Source organism: Desulfopila inferna (assembly GCF_016919005.1).
Lineage (GTDB): Bacteria > Desulfobacterota > Desulfobulbia > Desulfobulbales > Desulfocapsaceae > Desulfopila_A > Desulfopila_A inferna.
Genome location: NZ_JAFFQE010000008.1, coordinates 1 through 19,982, shown reverse-complemented (window position 1 = coordinate 19,982; position 19,982 = coordinate 1). Strand labels below are relative to the sequence as shown.

Genomic DNA, 19,982 nt, shown 5'->3' with positions numbered 1-19,982 from the left:
CACTTTCGAGAGTAATGCGTTGAATTGGTGTGTGTTATTTTAGGGCCGCATCAAGTGTTGCATAGAATTTCTTGATGTCGACAGGCTTGGTCAGATATCCCCTGAATCCTGCCCGCAAACCCTTTTCGATGTCTTCCGGCAGGCTGTCCCCACTCATGGCGATAACCGGTATTTCGGCGGTGGCCTCAGTGTTGTGCAGCTTGAGTAAAATATCATATCCGGAGATGTCAGGCAGACTGAGGTCTAGAAGAATAATATCGGGAGCTTCCTGGAGGGCGAGCTGCAGGCCTGCAGCACCGGTTTCCGCCTCTAACAGGTGAAGATCATCTCTGTTGTTTATAATAAATTTAATCAGCTGGCGAAGAGAGTGATCATCTTCAATGTATAATATCTTCTTCATTATTTCAGTTCCGTTAATCTCTAGTAGTGCTGTGATATCTCATTGAGCTGCATGATATACCATATTCACATTCTATCAATCTTTCAATACATTTACCACCCTTAGGCAATTGTCTTTAAAGAAACCATTTTGCAGTAATTGTCCAAGAGACAGAATTTATTTTGTGCCATGGAATTAATAAGAAAGACTTTATTCAGATCTTTTCGGAGATTCTTCCATGACCGGATAAAAACGTATGAAATCGGCAGCAACAATGCAACGTTAAAAAAAATCAATTGAGCTTCTTCTCAAATAAAGATATCTTCGGATGCAAATTAATTTCGACAACCCAGATATCCCAACTGTGACAGCCTAATGGAAGAAAAACAGAAAATTATCGAGACAATAATTCCGGTTGCCGTTCTCAAAGCATTGACTGATGCGGCTGAACGCGCAGTCCCGCAAACAATTCTGATAGGTGGTGTTGTACCGATACGACGCTTTCCCTTCCGTGTGGGCAGAGAGTCACGAGTCAAAATTATCGAAGGCAGGGTTGAGAGAATTGAGCGGGAAAGACCCGAAGCGGGCAGTCCGACAAATGATCTCTACCTTGTAGATGACGGTCATCTGCTCAATATTTCCAGAGAACACTTCCAGATAGAGCGGGAGGGCGAGAAATTCTATCTTTACGATAGGGGCAGCGCCTGTGGCACCATGGTGGAAGAGCAGAGTGTGGGTGGGGGTGACAGAAAGGAGACGATTGAGCTGAGGGATGGTGATGTCTTGACTATCGGCACCCGAAAATCACCATATGTCTTTCAGTTCCTGGTGCTGGATAACTTTGAGGTACGGAAAAAGGAGTAGGTCAGCTTGATCTCTTGAACGCCTGTGCGGTGATGGATATGAGACTATTCTGCTGCTAGAATCGCCTGCGTGACCCTGACGGCATCGAGGCTTGCCGCTACATTATGAACCCTGATCATGTCGATGTTCCAATAAAGTGCCAAGGCTGAGACAACTGCCGTGGGAAGATCCCTGTCTTCGGCATCCCTGCCGGTAATATCCCCGAGAAACCGTTTTCGCGAATGAGCCAGTAGAAGTGGCCGACCCAGCTCTTTCAGCTCGCCGAGATGTTTGATGATGGAAAGGTTGTGTTTGCGATTCTTGCCGAAACCAATTCCCGGATCAATGGTAATTCGGTTGATATCGACTCCGTTTTTTTCGAGCCAGAGAAGCCTTTCTTCAAAGAATCTCTTAATCTCGTCGACAACATCATCATATTCGGGATTGACCTGCATATCGCCGGGCGTACCCTTCATATGCATGATGATCACCGGAACCGTGGTGGACTGCACCAGACCAAGCATATCGGGATCTTTTCGCAAGGCAGAAATATCGTTTATAATATTTGCACCGGCCTCAAGGGCGAGGCGGGCAACTTCTGCTTTACTGGTATCGATTGAGATCGGAGTGGAATGTTTGCCACGAATATTTTCAATGACCGGTATGACTCTGTTCAACTCTTCCTCGGCTGAAACCGGTTCAGCGAATGGTCTGGTGGATTCACCGCCGATATCGATGATATCGACACCTTCCTCAACCATACGATCAGCCTGTTCGATGGCGGCCTGCAAAGAAAAATGCAGCCCGCCGTCGGAGAAAGAATCAGGGGTTACATTGAGAATCCCCATTACCTGCATAGAAGAATCCTCAGATGGTTATGTTCTGGCTTCGGCGGTATCATCACCTTTTTTACCTGATGATGATTTCTGGCCTTCGGCGGATTTTTTTCGGCTGGATAATTCTACCCGGTCCTTCTGCTCTGCATCAGCGACCGGATCTTTAGCTTCTTCAGCTTCTGCGGGTTTCTCTTCCGGTTTTTTCTCAGCTTTAATTTCGGAGTCCACAATAATCGAAGACTCAGGCTGAGGTTCGGATTTGGCCTTTTCAGTCCGGACTTTATGTGGATATTTCTCCGGATGAAGCTCTTCCATAATCGCCTCGATGTCTTCCAGGACGATGGTCTCCTTCTCGAGAAGTTCTGCGGCTACTCTTTCCAGAATATCCCGATTTTCTTCAAGAAGATTGCTGACCTTGTCCCTGGCGGTGATGACGATGTTTTTCACGGCACCATCGATCTGGCGGGCTGTCTCTTCACTGAAGTCACGATTCTGGGAGATTTCCCGGCCCAGAAAGATCTGCTCTTCCTTCTTTCCAAAAGTCAGGGGTCCAAGTTCATCGCTCATTCCCCATTCACACACCATTTTTCGAGCAAGTGCAGTTGCTCTTTCGAGATCGTTGCCGGCGCCGGTGGTGATCTCATTAAAAATGATCTGCTCGGCAATTCTGCCTCCGAAGAGAATGCAGATGGTACTTTCCAGAAAGCTTTTGGAATGCGTATATTTTTCATCTATGGGGAGCTGCATGGTCAGACCGAGCGCGCGTCCACGTGGAATGATCGTCACCTTGTGAATAGGATCGGTTCCAGGCAACAGTTTGGCAACAAGGGCATGCCCGGCTTCGTGATAGGCGGTAACCTCTTTTTCCTTCTCGGTAATGATCATGGAACGGCGTTCCGCTCCCATCATGATCTTGTCTTTGGCTTTCTCCAGGAGGTCGAGGTCGATTTCCTTGGCGCCTGTACGTGCAGCCAGCAGGGCCGCTTCGTTGACCAAATTCTCCAGATCGGCACCTGAAAACCCCGGGGTGCCACGGGCAACTACTTCAAGATCGACATTCGTCGCCATCTTGGTCTTTTTGCAATAGATCTCAAGGATCTGCTTACGGCCCCCGACATCGGGAACCGGAACGACAACCTGCCGGTCAAAGCGTCCGGGACGCAACAACGCTGGATCGAGAACGTCCGGACGGTTAGTGGCCGCCACAATAATGACGCCTTCATTGGACTCAAAACCATCCATCTCCACCAGCAGCTGGTTGAGAGTCTGCTCGCGTTCATCGTGACCGCCGCCCAGGCCTGCTCCACGATGTCGTCCGACCGCATCGATTTCGTCAATGAAGATAATGCATGGTGCATTCTTTTTGCCCTGGGTGAAGAGATCACGGACACGACTTGCTCCGACACCGACAAACATCTCGACAAAGTCAGATCCGGAAATGGAAAAGAAAGGGACATCCGCTTCACCCGCTATAGCCTTGGCCAGCAGCGTTTTACCGGTACCGGGAGCACCGGCCAGCAGGACGCCTTTGGGGATACGGCCGCCCAATTGGGTAAATTTCTGAGGTTCTCTGAGGAAATCGATTATTTCTTCGAGTTCTTCCTTGGCTTCATCTATTCCCGCAACGTCGGCAAAGGTAAACTTATTCTGTCCCTGCTCCATGAGGCGTGCGCGGTTTTTACCGAAAGACAGAGCTCCACCTTTGCCGCCTCCCTGCATCTGCCGCATAAAGAAGATCCAGACACCGATAAGGAGCAGCATGGGAAACCATGAAACAAAGACGGTCATCAGGAAGGAGTCTTTTTGTCCTTCCTTGACGTTAATTTCAACTCCTGACTCCCGCAGCATGGGTATAAGTTCATCATCATTCATCGGATAGATGGTACGGAAGGGCTTACCGTCCTGAGTCGTGCCGCTGATTGTATCACCACTGAGATCAACGCGGTTTATCGTCCTTGATTCGACTCTGGAAATAAATTCACTATAGGTGAGCGATGTTGCTGTGCCTTGAGGCTTATTGAAAAGGTTGAACAGCAGGATCATGGTCAGGCCAATAACCAACCACATGCTCAGATTTTTATAAAAGGTGTTCAAAGAATCCTCCGGGGGTTCTCCGTTTATCTTCAACTGGATTTAACTTTCTGTTTTTTTTAACGAAAAGAATAAAAATTAAATCCAATCATTTCTATCAATCAATCTACTGTAAATCATAATGATTCAATGTCGAGGGGCAAGGTATTTTTTCCTCTTCCTTTATGCTGCTACAATTTAGTGAAAAGAGTGCTTTTTTCAGCAGTAAAGCAGATGAGATCATCCGCAAGCCGTGAAATGCTGCACCGGCTTTACCCCTATGATATTATGCTTGAGATCCTGCAGCGCTCTGACCGTGGCGCCAGCCCCTGATAATGTGGTTGTGTAGGGAACATGCAGCTCAAGAGCAGCCCTTCTGATCGAGTAGGAATCCTCTGTCGTCCGTTTGCCAAATGATGTGTTGATAAGCCAGCTTATTTGCTTATCCCGAAGTTTATCGAGAATGTGCGGGCGGCCCTGAGAGATTTTATTAATCTTGGTGCAGGATATATCGTTTTCCCGCAGGTGGGCGGCGGTACCGTCGGTTGCCATAATCTCGAAGCCGAGTTCAACAAGGGCCTTGGCGACCATAGTGGCAGCCTTCTTGTCGCCATCTCGAACACTTATAAATACCGTACCGGAAGAGGGCAGGGTGGTCCCGGCCGCCAGGGTTGCCTTGGCGATCGCCAGTCCGAGGTTGTCGTCGATTCCCATGACCTCCCCAGTGGATTTCATCTCAGGACCGAGGAGCGTATCGACGTTCTCGAATCTGTCGAAGGGAAAGACCGCCTCCTTGACCGCCCAGTGGGATATTCTGGCCTCTTTGGTCACCCCCATATCCTTGAGTTTCATGCCCATCATAATCTTGGTGGCCAGCTTAGCCAGCGGTACTCCGGTTGCTTTAGAGACAAACGGAACCGTTCTCGATGCCCGCGGATTCACCTCAAGGATATAGAGCATATCATCCTTGACGGCATACTGAACATTCATCAGCCCGAGAACGCCGAGTTCCTCCGCCATGGCTTTGGTGGCTTCCCGGATCTCTTCCAAAAGTTTCTCGGAGAGGGTGTGTGGCGGCAGGACGCAGGCGGAATCGCCTGAGTGGATGCCCGCCTCTTCAATATGCTCCATGATACCACCGATAATTGTGGTCTCGCCGTCACTGACGGCGTCCACATCGATCTCCACGGCGTCTTTGAGAAATTTATCGATCAGTACCGGATGCTCGAGGCCGGCTGTGCCGATAGCCTTCATAAAATCGCGGATCCCCTTGTCGGCATAGACAATACGCATATCACGTCCGCCAAGAACATAGGAGGGACGTACGACAACAGGATAGCCTATGCGGTTGGCCGCGGCCAGAGCCTCTTCCAGGTTATGCACCGTGTCGTTGGCAGGCTGGCGCAGGCCGAGTTTTTGCAGAAACTGCTGGAAGCGCTTACGGTCTTCGGCGCGGTCGATGGCATCCGGCGGGGTTCCGATGATGGGGACGTTGGCCTCTTCCAGCTCGACCGCCAGATTCAGCGGGGTCTGTCCGCCAAACTGAACAATGACGCCATCCGGTTTTTCCATCTCGATTATATTGAGCACATCTTCCCGGGTCAGCGGTTCGAAATAGAGTTTATCCGAGGTATCGTAGTCGGTTGAGACCGTTTCGGGATTGGAGTTGACCATGATGGATTCAACGCCGATTTCACGTAGCGCAAAAGAGGCATGGACGCAGCAGTAGTCGAATTCGATACCCTGGCCGATTCTGTTGGGGCCGCCGCCCAGGATAACTACTTTTTTGTTATTACTGATAACTGCCTCGTTTTCCTGCTCGTAAGTGGAGTAGTAATAGGGCGTATAGGATTCAAATTCCGCGGCACAGGTATCTACCAGTTTATATACCGGAGTGACGCCGCATTTCTTGCGGAGGCTGCGAATGTCGTCCCGTGATGTGCCGGTGAGGTAGGCCAGCTGCCTGTCGGAAAAACCCTGCTCCTTGCATTTGCGCAGGAAGAAGGGGGTCAGCCCCTGAAAGCCGGCCACCCTGATTTCTCCTTCAGTCGCTACTATCTGCTTAAGATTCCTGAGAAACCAGGGGTCGATCCAGGTCAGCTCATTAATCCGGTCGATGGACATCCCCCGTTTCAGGGCTTCATAAATGTGGGCGACCCTTTTTGAATTAGGAGTGCGCAGGCTGCGCTCAAGGTCCTCCTGTTCCAGGTGGTCCATCATGTCCTTGCCGTCACCGCCGAAACCGAACCGCCCCGTCTCCAGGGAGCGCATGCCTTTTTGAAAGGCCTCCTTGAAGGTTCTGCCGATGGCCATGGTTTCGCCCACGGATTTCATGGCGGTGGTGAGAACGTCGTCGGCCTCGGGAAATTTTTCAAAGGTCCAGCGCGGAATCTTTACCACACAATAATCGATGGTGGGTTCAAAGGAGGCGTAGGTCTCCCGGGTGATATCGTTTTTGATTTCATCGAGGGTGTAGCCGACTGCCAGTTTGGCGGCAATTTTGGCAATGGGAAAACCAGTGGCCTTGGAGGCCAGGGCCGAGCTCCTCGAGACCCGCGGGTTCATCTCGATGACCATCAGTTCGCCATCGACGGGATTGACGGCAAACTGGACATTGGAACCACCTGTTTCAACACCTATTTCGCGCATGATGGCGATAGAGGCGTCGCGCATGGTCTGATATTCGCGGTCGGTCAGGGTCTGGGCGGGGGCGACGGTGATCGAATCACCGGTATGCACTCCCATGGCGTCCATGTTCTCGATGGAGCAGATGATGACGACGTTGTCGTTTTTGTCGCGCATTACCTCGAGCTCGTACTCTTTCCAGCCGAGCAGGCTGCGCTCCAGCATGATTTCGGTGGTCATCGAGAGATCGAGGCCCGAGATGCAGAATTCTTCAAGCTCCTGTCGATTATAGGCCACACCTCCACCGGTGCCGCCCAGAGTGAAGCTTGGCCTCACAATGATGGGGAAGCCGATTTCCTCGGCTGCGGCCAGGGCCTGGTCGATGGTATGAATAATGGCCGATTCAGGTACCTTGAGGTTAATGGCCTTCATGGCCGCGCGAAACTCTTCGCGCCCTTCGGCCTTGCGGATCACATTGATGTCGGCGGCAAGGAGTTCAACGCCGTATTTTTCCAGAATACCGGCTTCGGCGACCTTGATTGCGGTATTCAGGGCAGTCTGGCCGCCAAGGGTGGGCAGCAATGCATCCGGCCGTTCCTTTTCGATGACCATGCCTACCATCTCCGCCGTAATCGGTTCGATATAGGTGGCATCCGCCAGTTCAGGATCGGTCATGATGGTGGCCGGATTGGAGTTGATCAGAACGACCTCGTATCCTTCTTCCTTCAGGGCCTTTACCGCCTGGGCTCCTGAATAGTCAAATTCGCAGGCCTGGCTGATGATTATCGGACCGGAGCCGATGATAAGTATCTTTTTTATATCAGTTCGTTTTGGCATAATTGGTGCTCGTCTGAAATTGATTACGGTATGGCAGCTATCAGGACCGCATCATTTCGATAAATCGGTTAAAAAGATAGAGAGAGTCGTGCGGGCCGGGGGCATGTTCCGGATGATACTGCACCGAAAAGGCCTTGTACCTTTTGTGGCGCATACCTTCAAGACTGTCATCATTGAGGTTGATATGGGTGATTTCGACTTCGTCGGGATCAAGGCTGTCGGGGTCCACGCAGAAACCATGATTCTGTGAAGTGATCTCGACTCGGCCGCTGAGAAGATCCTTGACCGGTTGATTACCGCCGCGATGGCCGAACTTCAGCTTATAGGTGGAACCTCCATAAGCCAGGCCCAGCATCTGATGCCCGAGGCAGATCCCGAAAACCGGAACCTTGCCGAGAAGGGATCTCAGTGTCGCCACGACTCCTTCGACACCGGCGGGATCGCCCGGGCCGTTCGAGAGAAAAATGCCGTCGGGCTTCATGGCCAGAACAGTTGCCGCATCCGTGGTGGCGGGTACCGCCTGTACTTGACAGCCCATTTCGGTCAATATCCTGAGCTGGTTGTATTTGATGCCGAAATCGAAGACAACCACCCGCAGCGGATTTTTCAGATCCTGTTGCGCCGTGCTGAAATTGCTGCCGATGACCGGCAGGTTGTTCGACCAGCCATACGGTTCACGGCAGGTGACCCGCTTGACCATATCCTGTCCGATCAGGCCGCTCCAGTTTCGTGCTTTAGCGACAAGGGATTCAATATCCGAATCCTCGGTCGAGACGATGCCTTTCATGGCGCCGGCAGTGCGGATATGTTTTACCAGCGCCCTGGTATCAAAACCTTCAATACCCAGGACTCCGAACTTGATGAGGAAATCGGCAAGCGACATGGTGGAGCGGTAATTTGACGGAATTTTGTTATATTCCTTAACCAGAAAAGCCGTGGGATGGGCGGCCGCAGATTCCATATCCTCGGAGTTTATGCCGTAGTTGCCGATGAGTGGATAGGTCATGGTTACGATCTGAGATGTATAGGACGGATCGGTCAACACTTCCTGATAGCCGCTCATGGAGGTGTTGAAAACTATCTCGCCGATAGCTTCACCTGCCCCGGTGAAGGATTGTCCTCTAAAGATAGTCCCGTCTTCCAGGGCGATAATTGCTTTCATCAATAAATCCTTCTTCTGTGCACCGGCTGGCCTGGCATATCATATTGCCGCAACCACCCAGTAATTATTTTCTTTGTTTTGGTATTCTGCTGCAGGCTGGCAGGATGAATTTTCGATGCACCGGTAATCCCGAATTGGTGAGGTTCTCTTCAGGAAACATTCGCAGCCATATCCTGGAAATTCAGCAGACAAAATTATAATATATAACTCGTATTCATGATTTTCGTCAATAGTAAAGGGGGCCGGACGATTCCCGGCCGGAGGCAATAACGGCCGGTGTCTGCCGGATAATGAGCAATTTAGAAACTACGGAGCTATCCGAAGTCTACGCTTATCCGAAGTCTATGAGGCGCTCCTTGAATTTTGTTGCAGGCGTATCTGTGATATACAAGGGAGGCATGGATTATGGGCTTGAAGACTTCCGGTTTTTGTGCTGTTCCCTCTCCCGCAGGAGGATCGAGAAGGCTGCAAAGACGATGTGAACACCGAGCAGGATAAAAAAAATCCCGGTAAGCGACGTTTCTCTGTAATACCCTGAAAAGGTAATATTACCCAGGAGAAGATCCAGTCCGGTTTTGATAATAAGCAATCCGATGATTGCCCGTAGAATTGTCAAAATCCATGATACCATATATTTCTCTGCAAGTCAGTTAACGCTATACCACTTTGTGGTAGAAAGATAATTCATGACGTAAGTTTAGTCAAAGCATATACCTTAAAATAGCGCCAGGAATGACCCGCCTTTTTCAGGAGGTGCTTAACCCAGCTGAGCTGGACTCTTTACGTACCCCCCTTGAGGAGTATATGCCTTGACTATAGAGTCAGATTCATAGATTTAAATACATTTTTCGTTTTTTGTTATAATGGCAGTTTTTCAGGAGTAAGGCGCTAAACAATTCTTTGAAGCTTGAATTCGATCCTGTATAGTGGTGCCCTGCGCTAATGGAAAATTTCATAGTTCCGACCACTGGTCTGACTTTTTTCAGGCTCCGGCTGGCGACTGTATTACTTTTAGAGAATGGAGATGTTGATGTCACAGAGAAAATTTAAACGAGCCCAGCAAAAAACAAAAAAATGCAGTGAAAAAGAGGCTCAGCCGGCGCCGGAGCGGCAATCTTCGGTGCAGGCCATGGTTTGGTACAGGGAAGAGGACTGGGAGACGCTTATAGCTATGTTTGCCGATGCCGAGATGCTGCCCAGAACCTATGAAGCCTGGCTGGAGCGGGCCCAAGAGATGCAGGAAAAGGTTCAGGCCGATGGAGATGCGGTCATCAAGGTTTATATTGATCCTATAACTTTTCCCAAATGGTGTAAGGATAAGGACCTGCCGATGAATGCCGAAGCCCGCGCGCAATTGGCTATCGAGGTTGCCCAGGCTCAAACGTTCAGCTTGTAATTATGATCAGCCAGCCTATTCCCGGGCCTATCCGGATGTAGAGAGTTGAGATGAAACAGAAGAATTTAGAGCAGCTGCGTGCGGGGTTTATAGCAAATCTTGTGGTTGCCGCCAGTGTTGGCGCCTATGGCAGTGTTTTAGGGTTGCTCGCCGCAAAGAAGGGCATCGGCTGGATTGAGTTGCTTGCCATGAACCTCAGCGTTTTTGCAGGTTCAGCTCAGTTCGTGATGGTGGATATGTGGCTGCCGCCCCTGGCTATTGTGGAGATCACCCTGGCGGTTATGGTGATCAATATGCGCTATCTCCTGATCGGCGCCTCGCTCAATCCGTTGTTTGCCGGCACATCACTGCGGCACAAGGCACTGTTTATGCATCTTGTCGCCGATGAAAACTGGGCGATGACCATGGCCCGTTTTCACAAGGAAAAGATCACTACCTACTTTCTTCTCGGTGGAGGCATCTGCGTGCAGAGTGCCTGGTGTGCCGGGACCATGGCGGGGCACAGACTGGGCACGGTCATCGCGGACCCTGAACGCTTCGGTCTGGATTTTGCCTTCGTTGCCGTTTTTACCGCCCTGGTGTTCAGTTTCTGGCGAGGCCGGCGCGATCTGCTGCCATGGGCTGCTACCGCTGTATTGGCAGTAGCCGGCGCTAATCTTCTGGCCGGAAAATGGTACATTCTTATTGGCGGGATAGGAGGAGCGCTGATCACGGCTTTTCTCCCTGAGAAAGAGATAAAGGGGAAAGAGCATGATTGAAAAGAGCTACCTGGTTATCGCTGCCGCCGCCGTGATTACCTATGGATTACGGCTGGGAGGGCTGCTGCTGGCCGGCAGGCTCCCGAAAACAGGACGCTTCAAGAAATTCATGGATGCCCTTCCAGGCACCATCCTGCTCTCCCTTGTTGTCCCCGCTGCCCTGGCCGGCGGCCTGTGGAGCTGGATCGCGACCGCCTGCACTGCTCTCTGCAGCTTGAAGACGGGCAATGTCTTTGTCTCGATGCTGGTCGGCGTCTTTATTATTGCCCTGAGCAGATGGTTCGGATTGTAGAGACCTTATCAGTAACTGTTGTTGAAAATGGTATCATTTCAGCTAACTGTCCTCTGTAGTCAAGGTCCTATCCGGTTCCGATGGGGTCGGAAAAATTTGTGAAAATTCTATCAATCTAAAAATAAGGAGGTGGGCTTATGGTAACTTCAATAATATTAATGAATGTTGATCGAACAAGTATCAACGAGGTGGCAGCGAAGCTGGTTGAATTCGATGAGATCTCGGAAGTATATTCGGTAAGCGGTAAATATGATCTGATTGCCATCGTCCGGGTGAGGACAAATGACGATCTGTCCACTCTGGTGACGGTAAAACTGAGAAATGTCGAGAATATTACCGCCACTGAAACCATGCTCGCGTTCAAGGCCTATTCAAAGCATGACCTGGAGTCCATGTTTTCCCTGGGACTTGATGAATAGACGTAAGCTACTTAAGAGGCTCGGCAGTATAGGTCTGGTTGCAGTCACCGTAATTCTGCTGGATCAGGGAAGTAAATATCTGGCGATTCTACTCCTTGAAGACAGAAGGATTGTTTCGCTTTTCAATGACTGCCTGCGCTTTCTTCTTGTTGAAAACCGCGGCGGTTTTCTCAGCCTTGGTGCATCATTGTCAGACGGGGTGAGAAACCTGATTTTCCTGCTGCTTACCTCGGTTTTTCTTATAGGCTTTTTTGTTTATACGCTATTTGACGACCATACCACGTCTGTCGGACTGATTGCTTCATCGATGATAATCGGCGGCGGTACGGGCAATTTGATAGACCGCGGTTTTCGAGACGGCGCCGTAGTCGATTTCGTCAATGTAGGCCTGGGCGGTCTGCGGACCGGCATTTTTAATGTTGCCGATATGGCTGTACTTATTGGTTGTCTCCTGCTGTTCTTTTCCCTTCTTCCGGTAAAGAGAAGCAAAATGGTCAATCGTGATCAGGAGGATGGCAATGGCTGATTTTTTTGTCTATGGAACCCTGATGTGCGAAGATATTATCAAAGCGGTTACCGGTTCCGTGCCGTTCTCTAAAAAAGGGGTTGTCAGAGGATACCGACGGCTCAGGATCAAAAAAGAACACTATCCGGGATTGTACGCGGCACCGGGGTTTGAGGTAGAGGGCCTTGTTTATTCCAACATTTCTCAAAAGAGCGGGCTGATTCTTGACAGGTTCGAAGGGAAATTATACGCCCGCAAATCTTTACAGGTGTTTTTGGAAGACGGCGCCAAAATGGAGGCATATGCCTATGTTGTCCGGCCCGAATATTTTGACAGGTTGGATGATAAGGATTGGGACTTTGCCGAATTTCTCAATAATGAAAAGGACGATTTTGCCAGCTCTTATAGCGGCTATAACGCCATAAAACAAGGACCTGAGTGAAAACCGAATAAGAGATGAGTGAATTCTGTCTCTGAATTACTCAATCGATGCTGGCTGATCTCAGGTTTATGGGAATCATTCTACGGCCAGGAGAGGTGGAATTGAGTACAGAGACACTCTGGAAAAAGATTGTGCTCTGGCTTGTGCTGCTTTTGGCGTCGTTGCTCTGGTTCTGATGGTCTGGTCATGAACAGGATGCTTGAGCAGGAAGGGTGGTGCTGCGATATTGTCAAAATAATGATCTGCAGGTAGAATAAAATGCATGGACGAACGGGAATTTATGGAAGAGGCCTACAGGGAGGCGGTCGCCGCTGGTAGGCGCGGAGAATGTCCGGTGGGTGCCGTTCTGGTGAAGGATGGTGTTATAGTGGCGCGCGGTGGAAATGAAGAACAGGCCGCCAAGGATCCCACCGCTCATGCCGAGATGCTTTGCCTGCGCCGGGCCGGCGCGGCTTTGGGCTCAACTGATTTCAGCGGCTGTGTAATGTACACCACGCTCTGGCCCTGCCCCATGTGTCAGGGAGCGATGCTGCAGGCTCAGGTGGCTAAGGTTGTTTCGGGTTCAAGAACCTTTAAATGGATTCTGGAAGTCCGCTTCGATCATGCCCATCTGCTCAAGATTGGTCCGGTCAGGGAAGAGGACTGCCGCAGGTTGTTTGTCGACTGGGCCAGGAGAAATGATCGTCTGGAGATACTGGAGATGGAAGAAGGGCTGGAGGAAGACTAAGCATCCCTGTAGAAAAACCAGTTATCTCCTGAAAGCTACGCTTGTGCGGTGGTGTCGGTATTTCCAATCTCCACCCTGCAGCTATTGCGCTCGATCAGTCTCTCGCCTGCGGCGACCAGATATACTCCCAGGGCGGTAAACAGTCTGGACCTTCTTGACGGAGAATGAGCATTATAGGCCGCCAGGAGCTGTAGTCGGACAGCCTCCTCAAGCATTTCTCCGCGTCTTTCTTCCAGCATCTTCTCCAGCAGGTATGGATTCATAGCTTCACCTTCTTGGTAACTTCGACGACTTCTTTGGTCATCGTGTTTGAATTGTCCACCGAAAGTTACTGAAAATTTCCTAAGCCGCTTAGTCCCGAATCTTCAGGCGGCCGGCGGATATACTCCTCAATGGCTCCGGCCAGCAATTCGATGCCTTCCCTGATCTCCCGGGTGTTCGACCAGGCGGTACTGAGCCGCAGGGTGTGCACATATCTCTGGTCTATATCAAAAAGGGGGCCGGGCAGAAACGAAACTCCATTATCGACGGCTAAGAGCAGCAGCGCCACGCTTGAATATCCCTTCGGTAGCTCGAGAAGAAGTGAGAAGCCGCCGCTGGGCAGTGTCCAGGTGACTCCGGGCGGCATGTGGGTTTTGAGGGCCTCGAGCATGGTTTCCATGCGTTTCCGGTAAAGAGTGCGCATGGTATCGGTGTGGCTGTCAAATCTTCCGGAGGTGAATATTGTCAGGGCCATGCCCTGAATCAGCGAGGGAGTGGAGTGATCCATCAGCCGTTTGAGCTGCGCCAGCTCCTGTATCCTCTCGCGCGAGCTGATAATCCAGCCGATGCGAAGGCCGGTCATCACTGATTTCGAGAGCGAACTGACGACGACGGTCTGTTCGCCACCCAGTTCCATGAAAAGGCTGGGACGCAGGGTATTGTCGTATCTGAGTTCCTTGAAGATTTCATCGGCGACAATGATGCTGCCGGTTTTCCTGGCCCATGATGTCAGTTCTTGATAACGGGCGGGGCTAAGATCCGTTCCGGTGGGGTTGTGAGCGAAGGGGCAGAGGTAGAGCAGGTGCGGTTTTTCTTTGGCAAAACGATGCAGTTTTTCGATGTGAGGTCCGTTCTCGTCACGCGGCACTGTTTCCACCCAATGTCCCATTGCCGTAAAAGTATCGGGGATCCCTTGGAAGCATGGGGTTTCGCAAATGATGCCCGGCTGCTTCTCCATAAACGCCTGGGCAACCAGGGCGACGCCCTGGATGGCGCCGTTGGTGATCAGGACCTGATCGGCGCTGATGGCATTACCGTCTTCATTGAAGCGTCTGGCGATTTCCTGGCGCAGTGCAGCCAATCCCAATTCCTCTGTAGCCTGAATAAACTGCTGCGAGCCTCCGGCCAGGGTCTCCTGGGTTACGTCTTCAAGGAATTTGGGCGCAAGCAGTTTGTCATCGGGAACGCCCCGCGTCAGCTGAATTATCCCGGGTTTATGTGCCAGCGGCATAATGTCGAACAACGCCTTCTTGATTCCCGAGCGCAGCCTTCTGCCGGCAAATTGCAAAGCATTTATCGGATTTGGTCGGCTGGTGCCGGAGGGTGCCGAGGTTGACCCGTGGCTCTCGGACTCTTCCGTATCTGCAGAAGCCATTGTGGATTCACAGATAAAGGTGCCGCGTCCCACATGGGAATCGGTGTATCCCGCATCGCCAAGATCCTGTAGAGCTCTGCGAATAGTTGCCTGGGTCACCCCGATTTCCCTGGCCAGCGCTGCAACCGATGGTAATTTGTCTCCCGGTTTGAGTTCGGAAGACTGGACGGCACTTATTATCCTATCCCGAATCTGCATGTAAAGCGGAGTGTCGGCTTCTCTGTCGATGGTATACATAGCAATAATCTCATATTTATTGTGTATGGATACTGTATTGATACACAATTGATATAGTCAGTGTCAAGAGAAAATAATTGATTACAATTCCTGATTACCCTAAATCCCTGCACTGCAAAGACACCAGATTCTTGCCCGACCGAAAACGGGATAAGTGATTATTACTATAAAAACTATTGACAAAAACAGCTGAAAAGGGATAGGAAGAACATGGTTCTTATCCCGAAGCTACCATCAAAGTTCGGTATCCGCATCGTACCGTGGTGAATCCACCGGCAAAAAAGAAGACAAATTTACCGGATTGCTATCGATTATGGTCCATCAGTAAAATGAATCCACAATGCAACAATGAAATCAGGGAAAATTCATATCCTCATCGTTGATGATCATCCGATAGTGATTAAAGGCTTCACCTCATATTGTAGGCAACATCCGAAAATAGATATCGTGGCATCCGCTTCCGGATACCGATCAGCCGTGACAGCAACAGCTAAGTACAAACCGGACATAATTCTTCTCGACATATTCCTGGGAGAACGAAATGGTTTGGACTTTCTCGATGAGATTCTTCTGATATCACCAAGATCCGGCGTAATTATATATACCGCGCATATCCATCGAAGCTACTTCCATAGAGCAATGAAGCTTGGAGCAAAAGGATACGCTCTTAAGTGCGACAGCCTTGAAAAGATCACCGCTGCAATCCAGTCTGTCCATGAGGGTAGTTTATACATTAGCAGCAACTTACCGGGTGATTTTCTTAAAAGCCTCATTCATCTCAGCACGAATAAAATTCATGAGTTGGATAACCTGACTCCCCGAGAACAAGAAATTGCCGGCTTCCTGGCACAGGGGAAATCTGTACAGGTTATTGCCGATGTGCTTTGCATCAGCCCCAAAACGGTAAGGGTGCATAGAGGCAATATTATGAAAAAACTAACCTGCAACACGGTATACAAACTCTTTCTTCGCCTTCAAGAGCACTTCCCTAATCCTTATCAATAACCTGATGGACTCGTAAAAAGCTCGATCTTCGTCGTTGCAGATGTGAAATGGTGATACACCGTGCACTACCAAATCGCCGTTCCAGATATCTGCGCCTGGTATATTGAACTTTTTCGAGAGCCCATTTCAACTTCGATGACTTTTACGAGTTCATCGATACCTGACAGGTCACAAAATTCTTGCCGGTCGTTCTCTTATCGACTCGACCGGACATACCGCTTTCCAGCGACATAGGCAAAACGTTTAGATATATTTAGGTCCAACGCCTAGCTGTATTTATACGCTTTGCCAATTGTCACGGCCATTCTTTTCTGTAATATCTATCCCCAACACATTCCTGATTCACGAAAGCTGAAAGGTCGAATCCATCCAAAACCGTCTACAGGAAAATCAACATGATCACATCACCCTTTCCGCGCATTAAAACTTGTTTTTGGGGAGTAATAACCTTCTGTCTGATTTGGTGGTTCCTGCTCTTCCCGTTGCTTGGAAGCTCCACGGCAGAGGTAATTCATGGAATAGGCGTGAGCGGCAATATTGACCTGCCGGGTTCGGATTACAAAGATCTCAATAATATTACCCTGGAGGAATGTGCTTATCAGTGTTCAATAGATATCGTCTGCAGATCCTTCACCTACTATCCTCCAGGCGAAAACTGCTGGCTGAAATTCGACATACCACCGTCGGTTCCCAGACTCCAATTTAAGTCCGGTGTCAAAGGCGGTTCCGGTGACTTAACAGACGAGCAGATCGCAGCGATCCAGGCAGTCATAGAAGCGCTCAACGCGGCTAACGGTTCAGCCAACGGGGCCGCGGCGGATGCGGATGCGGTCACCGAGCTTTTCTCCAGCCTTAGCGAGTTGGAGGGAACTCTAGGTGAATATCTCGATGAAGTTACCGCCTCGGTCGGTGCGATCGACAGTTCCTTAAGCCTTGTCAGCAGCTATCTTGCGGAGAGCGCCTCATTGGGCAGTGCAGCCGAACAAATAATAAATGAGCAATTGGCCGAAGTGCTCCTGAATCGCGGCGAGAGCGATGACATGAATCTGGAAACCCAGGGCGCCACAATCGGTGATCCCGTCTTTCTCGCCAGCGGTGTCGAGGAGTATTCACTCACCGACCTGAGCTACAAGACGATAGATTCTCTTATAAAAATCCAGAGAACATACAGGAGCAATCGAAAAGACCAACAAACATCCTTTGGCAAGGGATGGGGCTTCAACCTGGATACCAAAATTATCATCGGTCGCAATCCCTTTGTCAAAGAACGGCAGGAGATCACCGCTCAACTGAAAGTCCGTGCCGAAAAGCTCGCTGCCCTAGCAACAATAGCGATGAACGATGCTCTGTCCGCTCTTGACAGGGTAAACCAATATTCCGCTATTGTCCGCGAAAAAGCCGAAGAAGTTGAAGCTCTTCGAAATCAAATCATACCCTTGACAGAACGTGCCGCCACTCATGCTGCCAGTGCTAAAGGATCCGCCAACCTGGCCGCCGAAAAAGCTGTTATAGCAAACACTCAGGATGCAAGAGACAATGCGACCCTAGCAGCGGATGCTGCCGGCAGAGCAGAGAACTCGGCAAACCTGGCTGCAGCAAACCTGCAGTCTGCAAATGCCAAGGTTGCCACGGCAGCTGAGTCGGCAGCCGCCACAGAAAACACAGCCGCCCAGGCAGAGGAACCGGCCAATGCCATAGTGCAAAAACAGGTTGTCGTAGCTCATATGGCAGCCAAGCTTGCAGATGAAGCCAAGAACGCTGAAGCCGAAGCTCAATTGCAGGAGGAGCTTTTTCCCGGCAATCCCTTTCCCGAAGATCGCAACCTTTACTTCGGAGCCGATCACCTGAAGCTCATCGAAGAGAGTGGATCTCCGGTTCTCTTCGAGCAGCAGGACGACGGAACATATCTTCCCGTCACCGACAATGGCAGCTACACCGGTCATATCGAGCCGACGAATGACGGATATGTATTTGTTTCCAAGCATGGCGAAAAGCGATTCTTCACAAAAACGACGGACGGGACCGCCTTACTCGCTCAGGATATCGATTTAAATGGGAATATAATCAGCTACAACTATACAGACGGTAAACTTTCTTCAATCAAAGATACGTTTGGCAAGGTCACGACCTTTGCCTATAACAATCAGGGATTCATCTCAAAGATCACCGATCCGCTGAACAATACATTCGGTTATCAATACTCCGGCGACCGGCTCTCGATATATGCCGATCCCATGGGCAATGAGTGGCGGTATATCTATGACGAACAAGGCTACCTGACCGGCCGCACCAACCCCAAAGGCGATACCTACCGTTATATCTATGACGAATCAGGTCGAGTTGTGAGGGAAATAGATGAGATAGGCTATGAAATCAACTATTCCTATGACCCGGAGAACAGAGTCACAACCATGATGGATCGTATGGGGTATCGCACCTCATATCACTTCAACGAATCGAACCGTCTTGAAAGAGTTGTTCATCCGGATGGTTCGGAGGTCTCCTATGGTTATGACGAGCACAACAACCGCGATCTAATCGTCGACGAAAACGGTAATACCACCACGCTTGGTTACAATGATTTCAACGATGTCATCCGCAAGACCGATGCCTTGGGCAATGTTACATCAATCACTTACGATAGGATATTCAACAAGGTAGCCTCGGTCACCGACCCGCTGGGGCGAACCACAAGGTATTTTTATGATGCCCACGGCAACCTCGGCAGTGTTGAAAATCCCGACGGCACCAGCAAGAGCTTAGCCTATGACAACCGCGGTCTGCGTACGGCGGTAACCGACGAAAACGGCCATACAACAAAATTCAGCTACGACGGTCTTGGTCATCTGGCCCGGATCATCCACCCGGACGGGACAAGCAGGGATTTCGTCACCGACGCCCTGGGAAGAGTCACCGGGATAACCGATGAAAACGGGGCAGTATCGAGCATCGAATACAATGAATTGGGCAAGATAACCCGCGCCGTCGATCCGGTGGGTGCCGTGACCCGCAATATCTACGACAATATGCAGCGCCGCATCAAGTCTATCGATGCCGAAGGCAATGTATATACCTGGAGGTATGATAGACGAAGCGACATGCTTGCTGAAACCGATCCTCTGGGCAACACCAAGGACTATCAATACGACGGCGAACGCAATAAAATTCAGACAACCTATGCCAATGGTACCGGGGTGCGGTATGTCTATGATTCCCGAAACAGAGTTGTAAAGCAACGCACCTTCCCGGGCGACAGGAAAAACTTCTATCAATATGATGCCAAAGGCAGGCTCATTGCCCAACAGGACGCCAACGGCAACATCACCGCCAGGGAATACGACGAACTCGACCGGGTAACGGCCGTAATCGACGCCGAAGGCTACGCCACGGAAAATCTCTACGATGCGGTGGACAACCTCATCCGGGTAACCGATGCCAATGGCAACGCTCAATATTTCGCCTACGACGAGATGGACCGCAGGATAGAGTCCATGGACGCATTGGGCAACACAACCACCTTCATCTACAGCCCTACGGGCAAGCTGCTGGAGAAACACCAGCCCAATGGCACCGCCATCGCCTATATATACAACAGGCGCGACCGCGTGATTAAAGAAAGCACCGGTGACACCACTTTCAAATCCTATGCCTATGACAATGTCGGCAGAAAGACCCTGATTGCCAATGAATCGACCAGGGAGCAGCGCTATTACGATGCCCGCGGTATGCTGGTAACCGCCATCGATAAATTCATGGGACGGGTGGATTATCAATACGATCTGCTGGGCAACCGCACCCAGATGATCGATCCCG

General features: G+C 50.4%; 18 protein-coding genes. 10 read left to right on the top strand and 8 right to left on the bottom strand.

The genetic code is table 11. The features are described 5' to 3' along the window. Positions 1 to 34: 34 nt before the first annotated feature. On the bottom strand, positions 35 to 400 hold the full coding sequence (locus JWG88_RS17545) for a response regulator (RefSeq protein WP_205235096.1): 366 nt from the start codon (positions 398 to 400) through the stop codon (positions 35 to 37). A 354-nt stretch (positions 401 to 754) separates the two neighbouring features. On the opposite strand from JWG88_RS17545, the gene JWG88_RS17540 reads away from it, so the two are divergent. Then, the gene (locus tag JWG88_RS17540; protein WP_205235095.1) at positions 755 to 1,243 is read left to right on the top strand and encodes an FHA domain-containing protein; all 489 of its coding nucleotides are present in this window, start codon (positions 755 to 757) and stop codon (positions 1,241 to 1,243) included. 44 nt (positions 1,244 to 1,287) lie between these two features. Here the strand turns inward: JWG88_RS17540 and folP are convergent, their stop codons facing one another. The 5 genes from folP to JWG88_RS17515 all read right to left on the bottom strand — a co-directional run bounded on the left by folP (position 1,288) and on the right by JWG88_RS17515 (position 9,383). Beyond that, positions 1,288 to 2,079, bottom strand: a complete 792-nt coding sequence (gene folP, locus JWG88_RS17535) for a dihydropteroate synthase (protein WP_205235094.1) — start codon at positions 2,077 to 2,079, stop codon at positions 1,288 to 1,290. Between the two features lie 18 nt (positions 2,080 to 2,097). Beyond that, positions 2,098 to 4,152 (bottom strand): ATP-dependent zinc metalloprotease FtsH, encoded by a 2,055-nt coding sequence (gene ftsH, locus JWG88_RS17530; RefSeq protein WP_205235093.1) that lies wholly within the window; start codon positions 4,150 to 4,152, stop codon positions 2,098 to 2,100. A gap of 216 nt (positions 4,153 to 4,368) precedes the next feature. Then, positions 4,369 to 7,590, bottom strand: a complete 3,222-nt coding sequence (gene carB / locus JWG88_RS17525) for a carbamoyl-phosphate synthase large subunit (RefSeq protein ID WP_205235092.1) — start codon at positions 7,588 to 7,590, stop codon at positions 4,369 to 4,371. A 40-nt stretch (positions 7,591 to 7,630) separates the two neighbouring features. Continuing rightward, positions 7,631 to 8,752 (bottom strand): glutamine-hydrolyzing carbamoyl-phosphate synthase small subunit, encoded by a 1,122-nt coding sequence (gene carA / locus JWG88_RS17520; protein ID WP_205235091.1) that lies wholly within the window; start codon positions 8,750 to 8,752, stop codon positions 7,631 to 7,633. Positions 8,753 to 9,155: 403 nt separating this feature from the next. Further along, entirely contained in the window at positions 9,156 to 9,383 is a 228-nt protein-coding gene (locus JWG88_RS17515) for a hypothetical protein (protein WP_205235090.1), read from the bottom strand. A gap of 399 nt (positions 9,384 to 9,782) precedes the next feature. On the opposite strand from JWG88_RS17515, the gene JWG88_RS17510 reads away from it, so the two are divergent. The 7 genes from JWG88_RS17510 to JWG88_RS17480 all read left to right on the top strand — a co-directional run bounded on the left by JWG88_RS17510 (position 9,783) and on the right by JWG88_RS17480 (position 13,291). Next, the gene (locus JWG88_RS17510; protein ID WP_240194567.1) at positions 9,783 to 10,148 is read left to right on the top strand and encodes a hypothetical protein; all 366 of its coding nucleotides are present in this window, start codon (positions 9,783 to 9,785) and stop codon (positions 10,146 to 10,148) included. A 50-nt stretch (positions 10,149 to 10,198) separates the two neighbouring features. After that, positions 10,199 to 10,906: an AzlC family ABC transporter permease gene (locus JWG88_RS17505; protein ID WP_205235089.1), complete on the top strand. Its 708-nt coding sequence runs from the start codon at positions 10,199 to 10,201 to the stop codon at positions 10,904 to 10,906. Further along, positions 10,899 to 11,198 (top strand): AzlD family protein, encoded by a 300-nt coding sequence (locus JWG88_RS17500; RefSeq protein ID WP_205235088.1) that lies wholly within the window; start codon positions 10,899 to 10,901, stop codon positions 11,196 to 11,198. The genes JWG88_RS17505 and JWG88_RS17500 overlap by 8 nt, the downstream gene beginning before the upstream one ends. 137 nt (positions 11,199 to 11,335) lie before the next feature. Further along, positions 11,336 to 11,617: an Lrp/AsnC family transcriptional regulator gene (locus tag JWG88_RS17495; protein WP_205235087.1), complete on the top strand. Its 282-nt coding sequence runs from the start codon at positions 11,336 to 11,338 to the stop codon at positions 11,615 to 11,617. Beyond that, positions 11,610 to 12,143: a signal peptidase II gene (lspA, locus tag JWG88_RS17490; protein ID WP_205235086.1), complete on the top strand. Its 534-nt coding sequence runs from the start codon at positions 11,610 to 11,612 to the stop codon at positions 12,141 to 12,143. The genes JWG88_RS17495 and lspA overlap by 8 nt, the downstream gene beginning before the upstream one ends. Continuing rightward, entirely contained in the window at positions 12,136 to 12,564 is a 429-nt protein-coding gene (locus tag JWG88_RS17485; RefSeq protein WP_205235085.1) for a gamma-glutamylcyclotransferase family protein, read from the top strand. The genes lspA and JWG88_RS17485 overlap by 8 nt, the downstream gene beginning before the upstream one ends. 262 nt (positions 12,565 to 12,826) lie before the next feature. Next, positions 12,827 to 13,291 carry a nucleoside deaminase gene (locus JWG88_RS17480; RefSeq protein WP_205235084.1) on the top strand — a complete coding sequence of 155 codons (465 nt, stop codon included), beginning with the start codon at positions 12,827 to 12,829 and terminating at the stop codon, positions 13,289 to 13,291. 35 nt (positions 13,292 to 13,326) lie between these two features. Here the strand turns inward: JWG88_RS17480 and JWG88_RS17475 are convergent, their stop codons facing one another. Then, positions 13,327 to 13,554, bottom strand: coding sequence for a hypothetical protein (locus JWG88_RS17475; RefSeq protein ID WP_205235083.1), 228 nt, complete (start codon positions 13,552 to 13,554; stop codon positions 13,327 to 13,329). A 65-nt stretch (positions 13,555 to 13,619) separates the two neighbouring features. Further along, entirely contained in the window at positions 13,620 to 15,164 is a 1,545-nt protein-coding gene (locus tag JWG88_RS17470) for an aminotransferase-like domain-containing protein (protein WP_205235082.1), read from the bottom strand. A 348-nt stretch (positions 15,165 to 15,512) separates the two neighbouring features. Between JWG88_RS17470 and JWG88_RS17465 the strand changes: the two genes are divergently transcribed. Together JWG88_RS17465 and JWG88_RS17460 are read left to right on the top strand one after the other, a co-directional pair. Continuing rightward, positions 15,513 to 16,169: a response regulator gene (locus JWG88_RS17465; RefSeq protein WP_205235081.1), complete on the top strand. Its 657-nt coding sequence runs from the start codon at positions 15,513 to 15,515 to the stop codon at positions 16,167 to 16,169. Between the two features lie 395 nt (positions 16,170 to 16,564). After that, on the top strand, positions 16,565 to 19,982 hold a 3,418-nt coding region (locus JWG88_RS17460), incomplete at its 3' end, for a DUF6531 domain-containing protein (protein ID WP_205235080.1).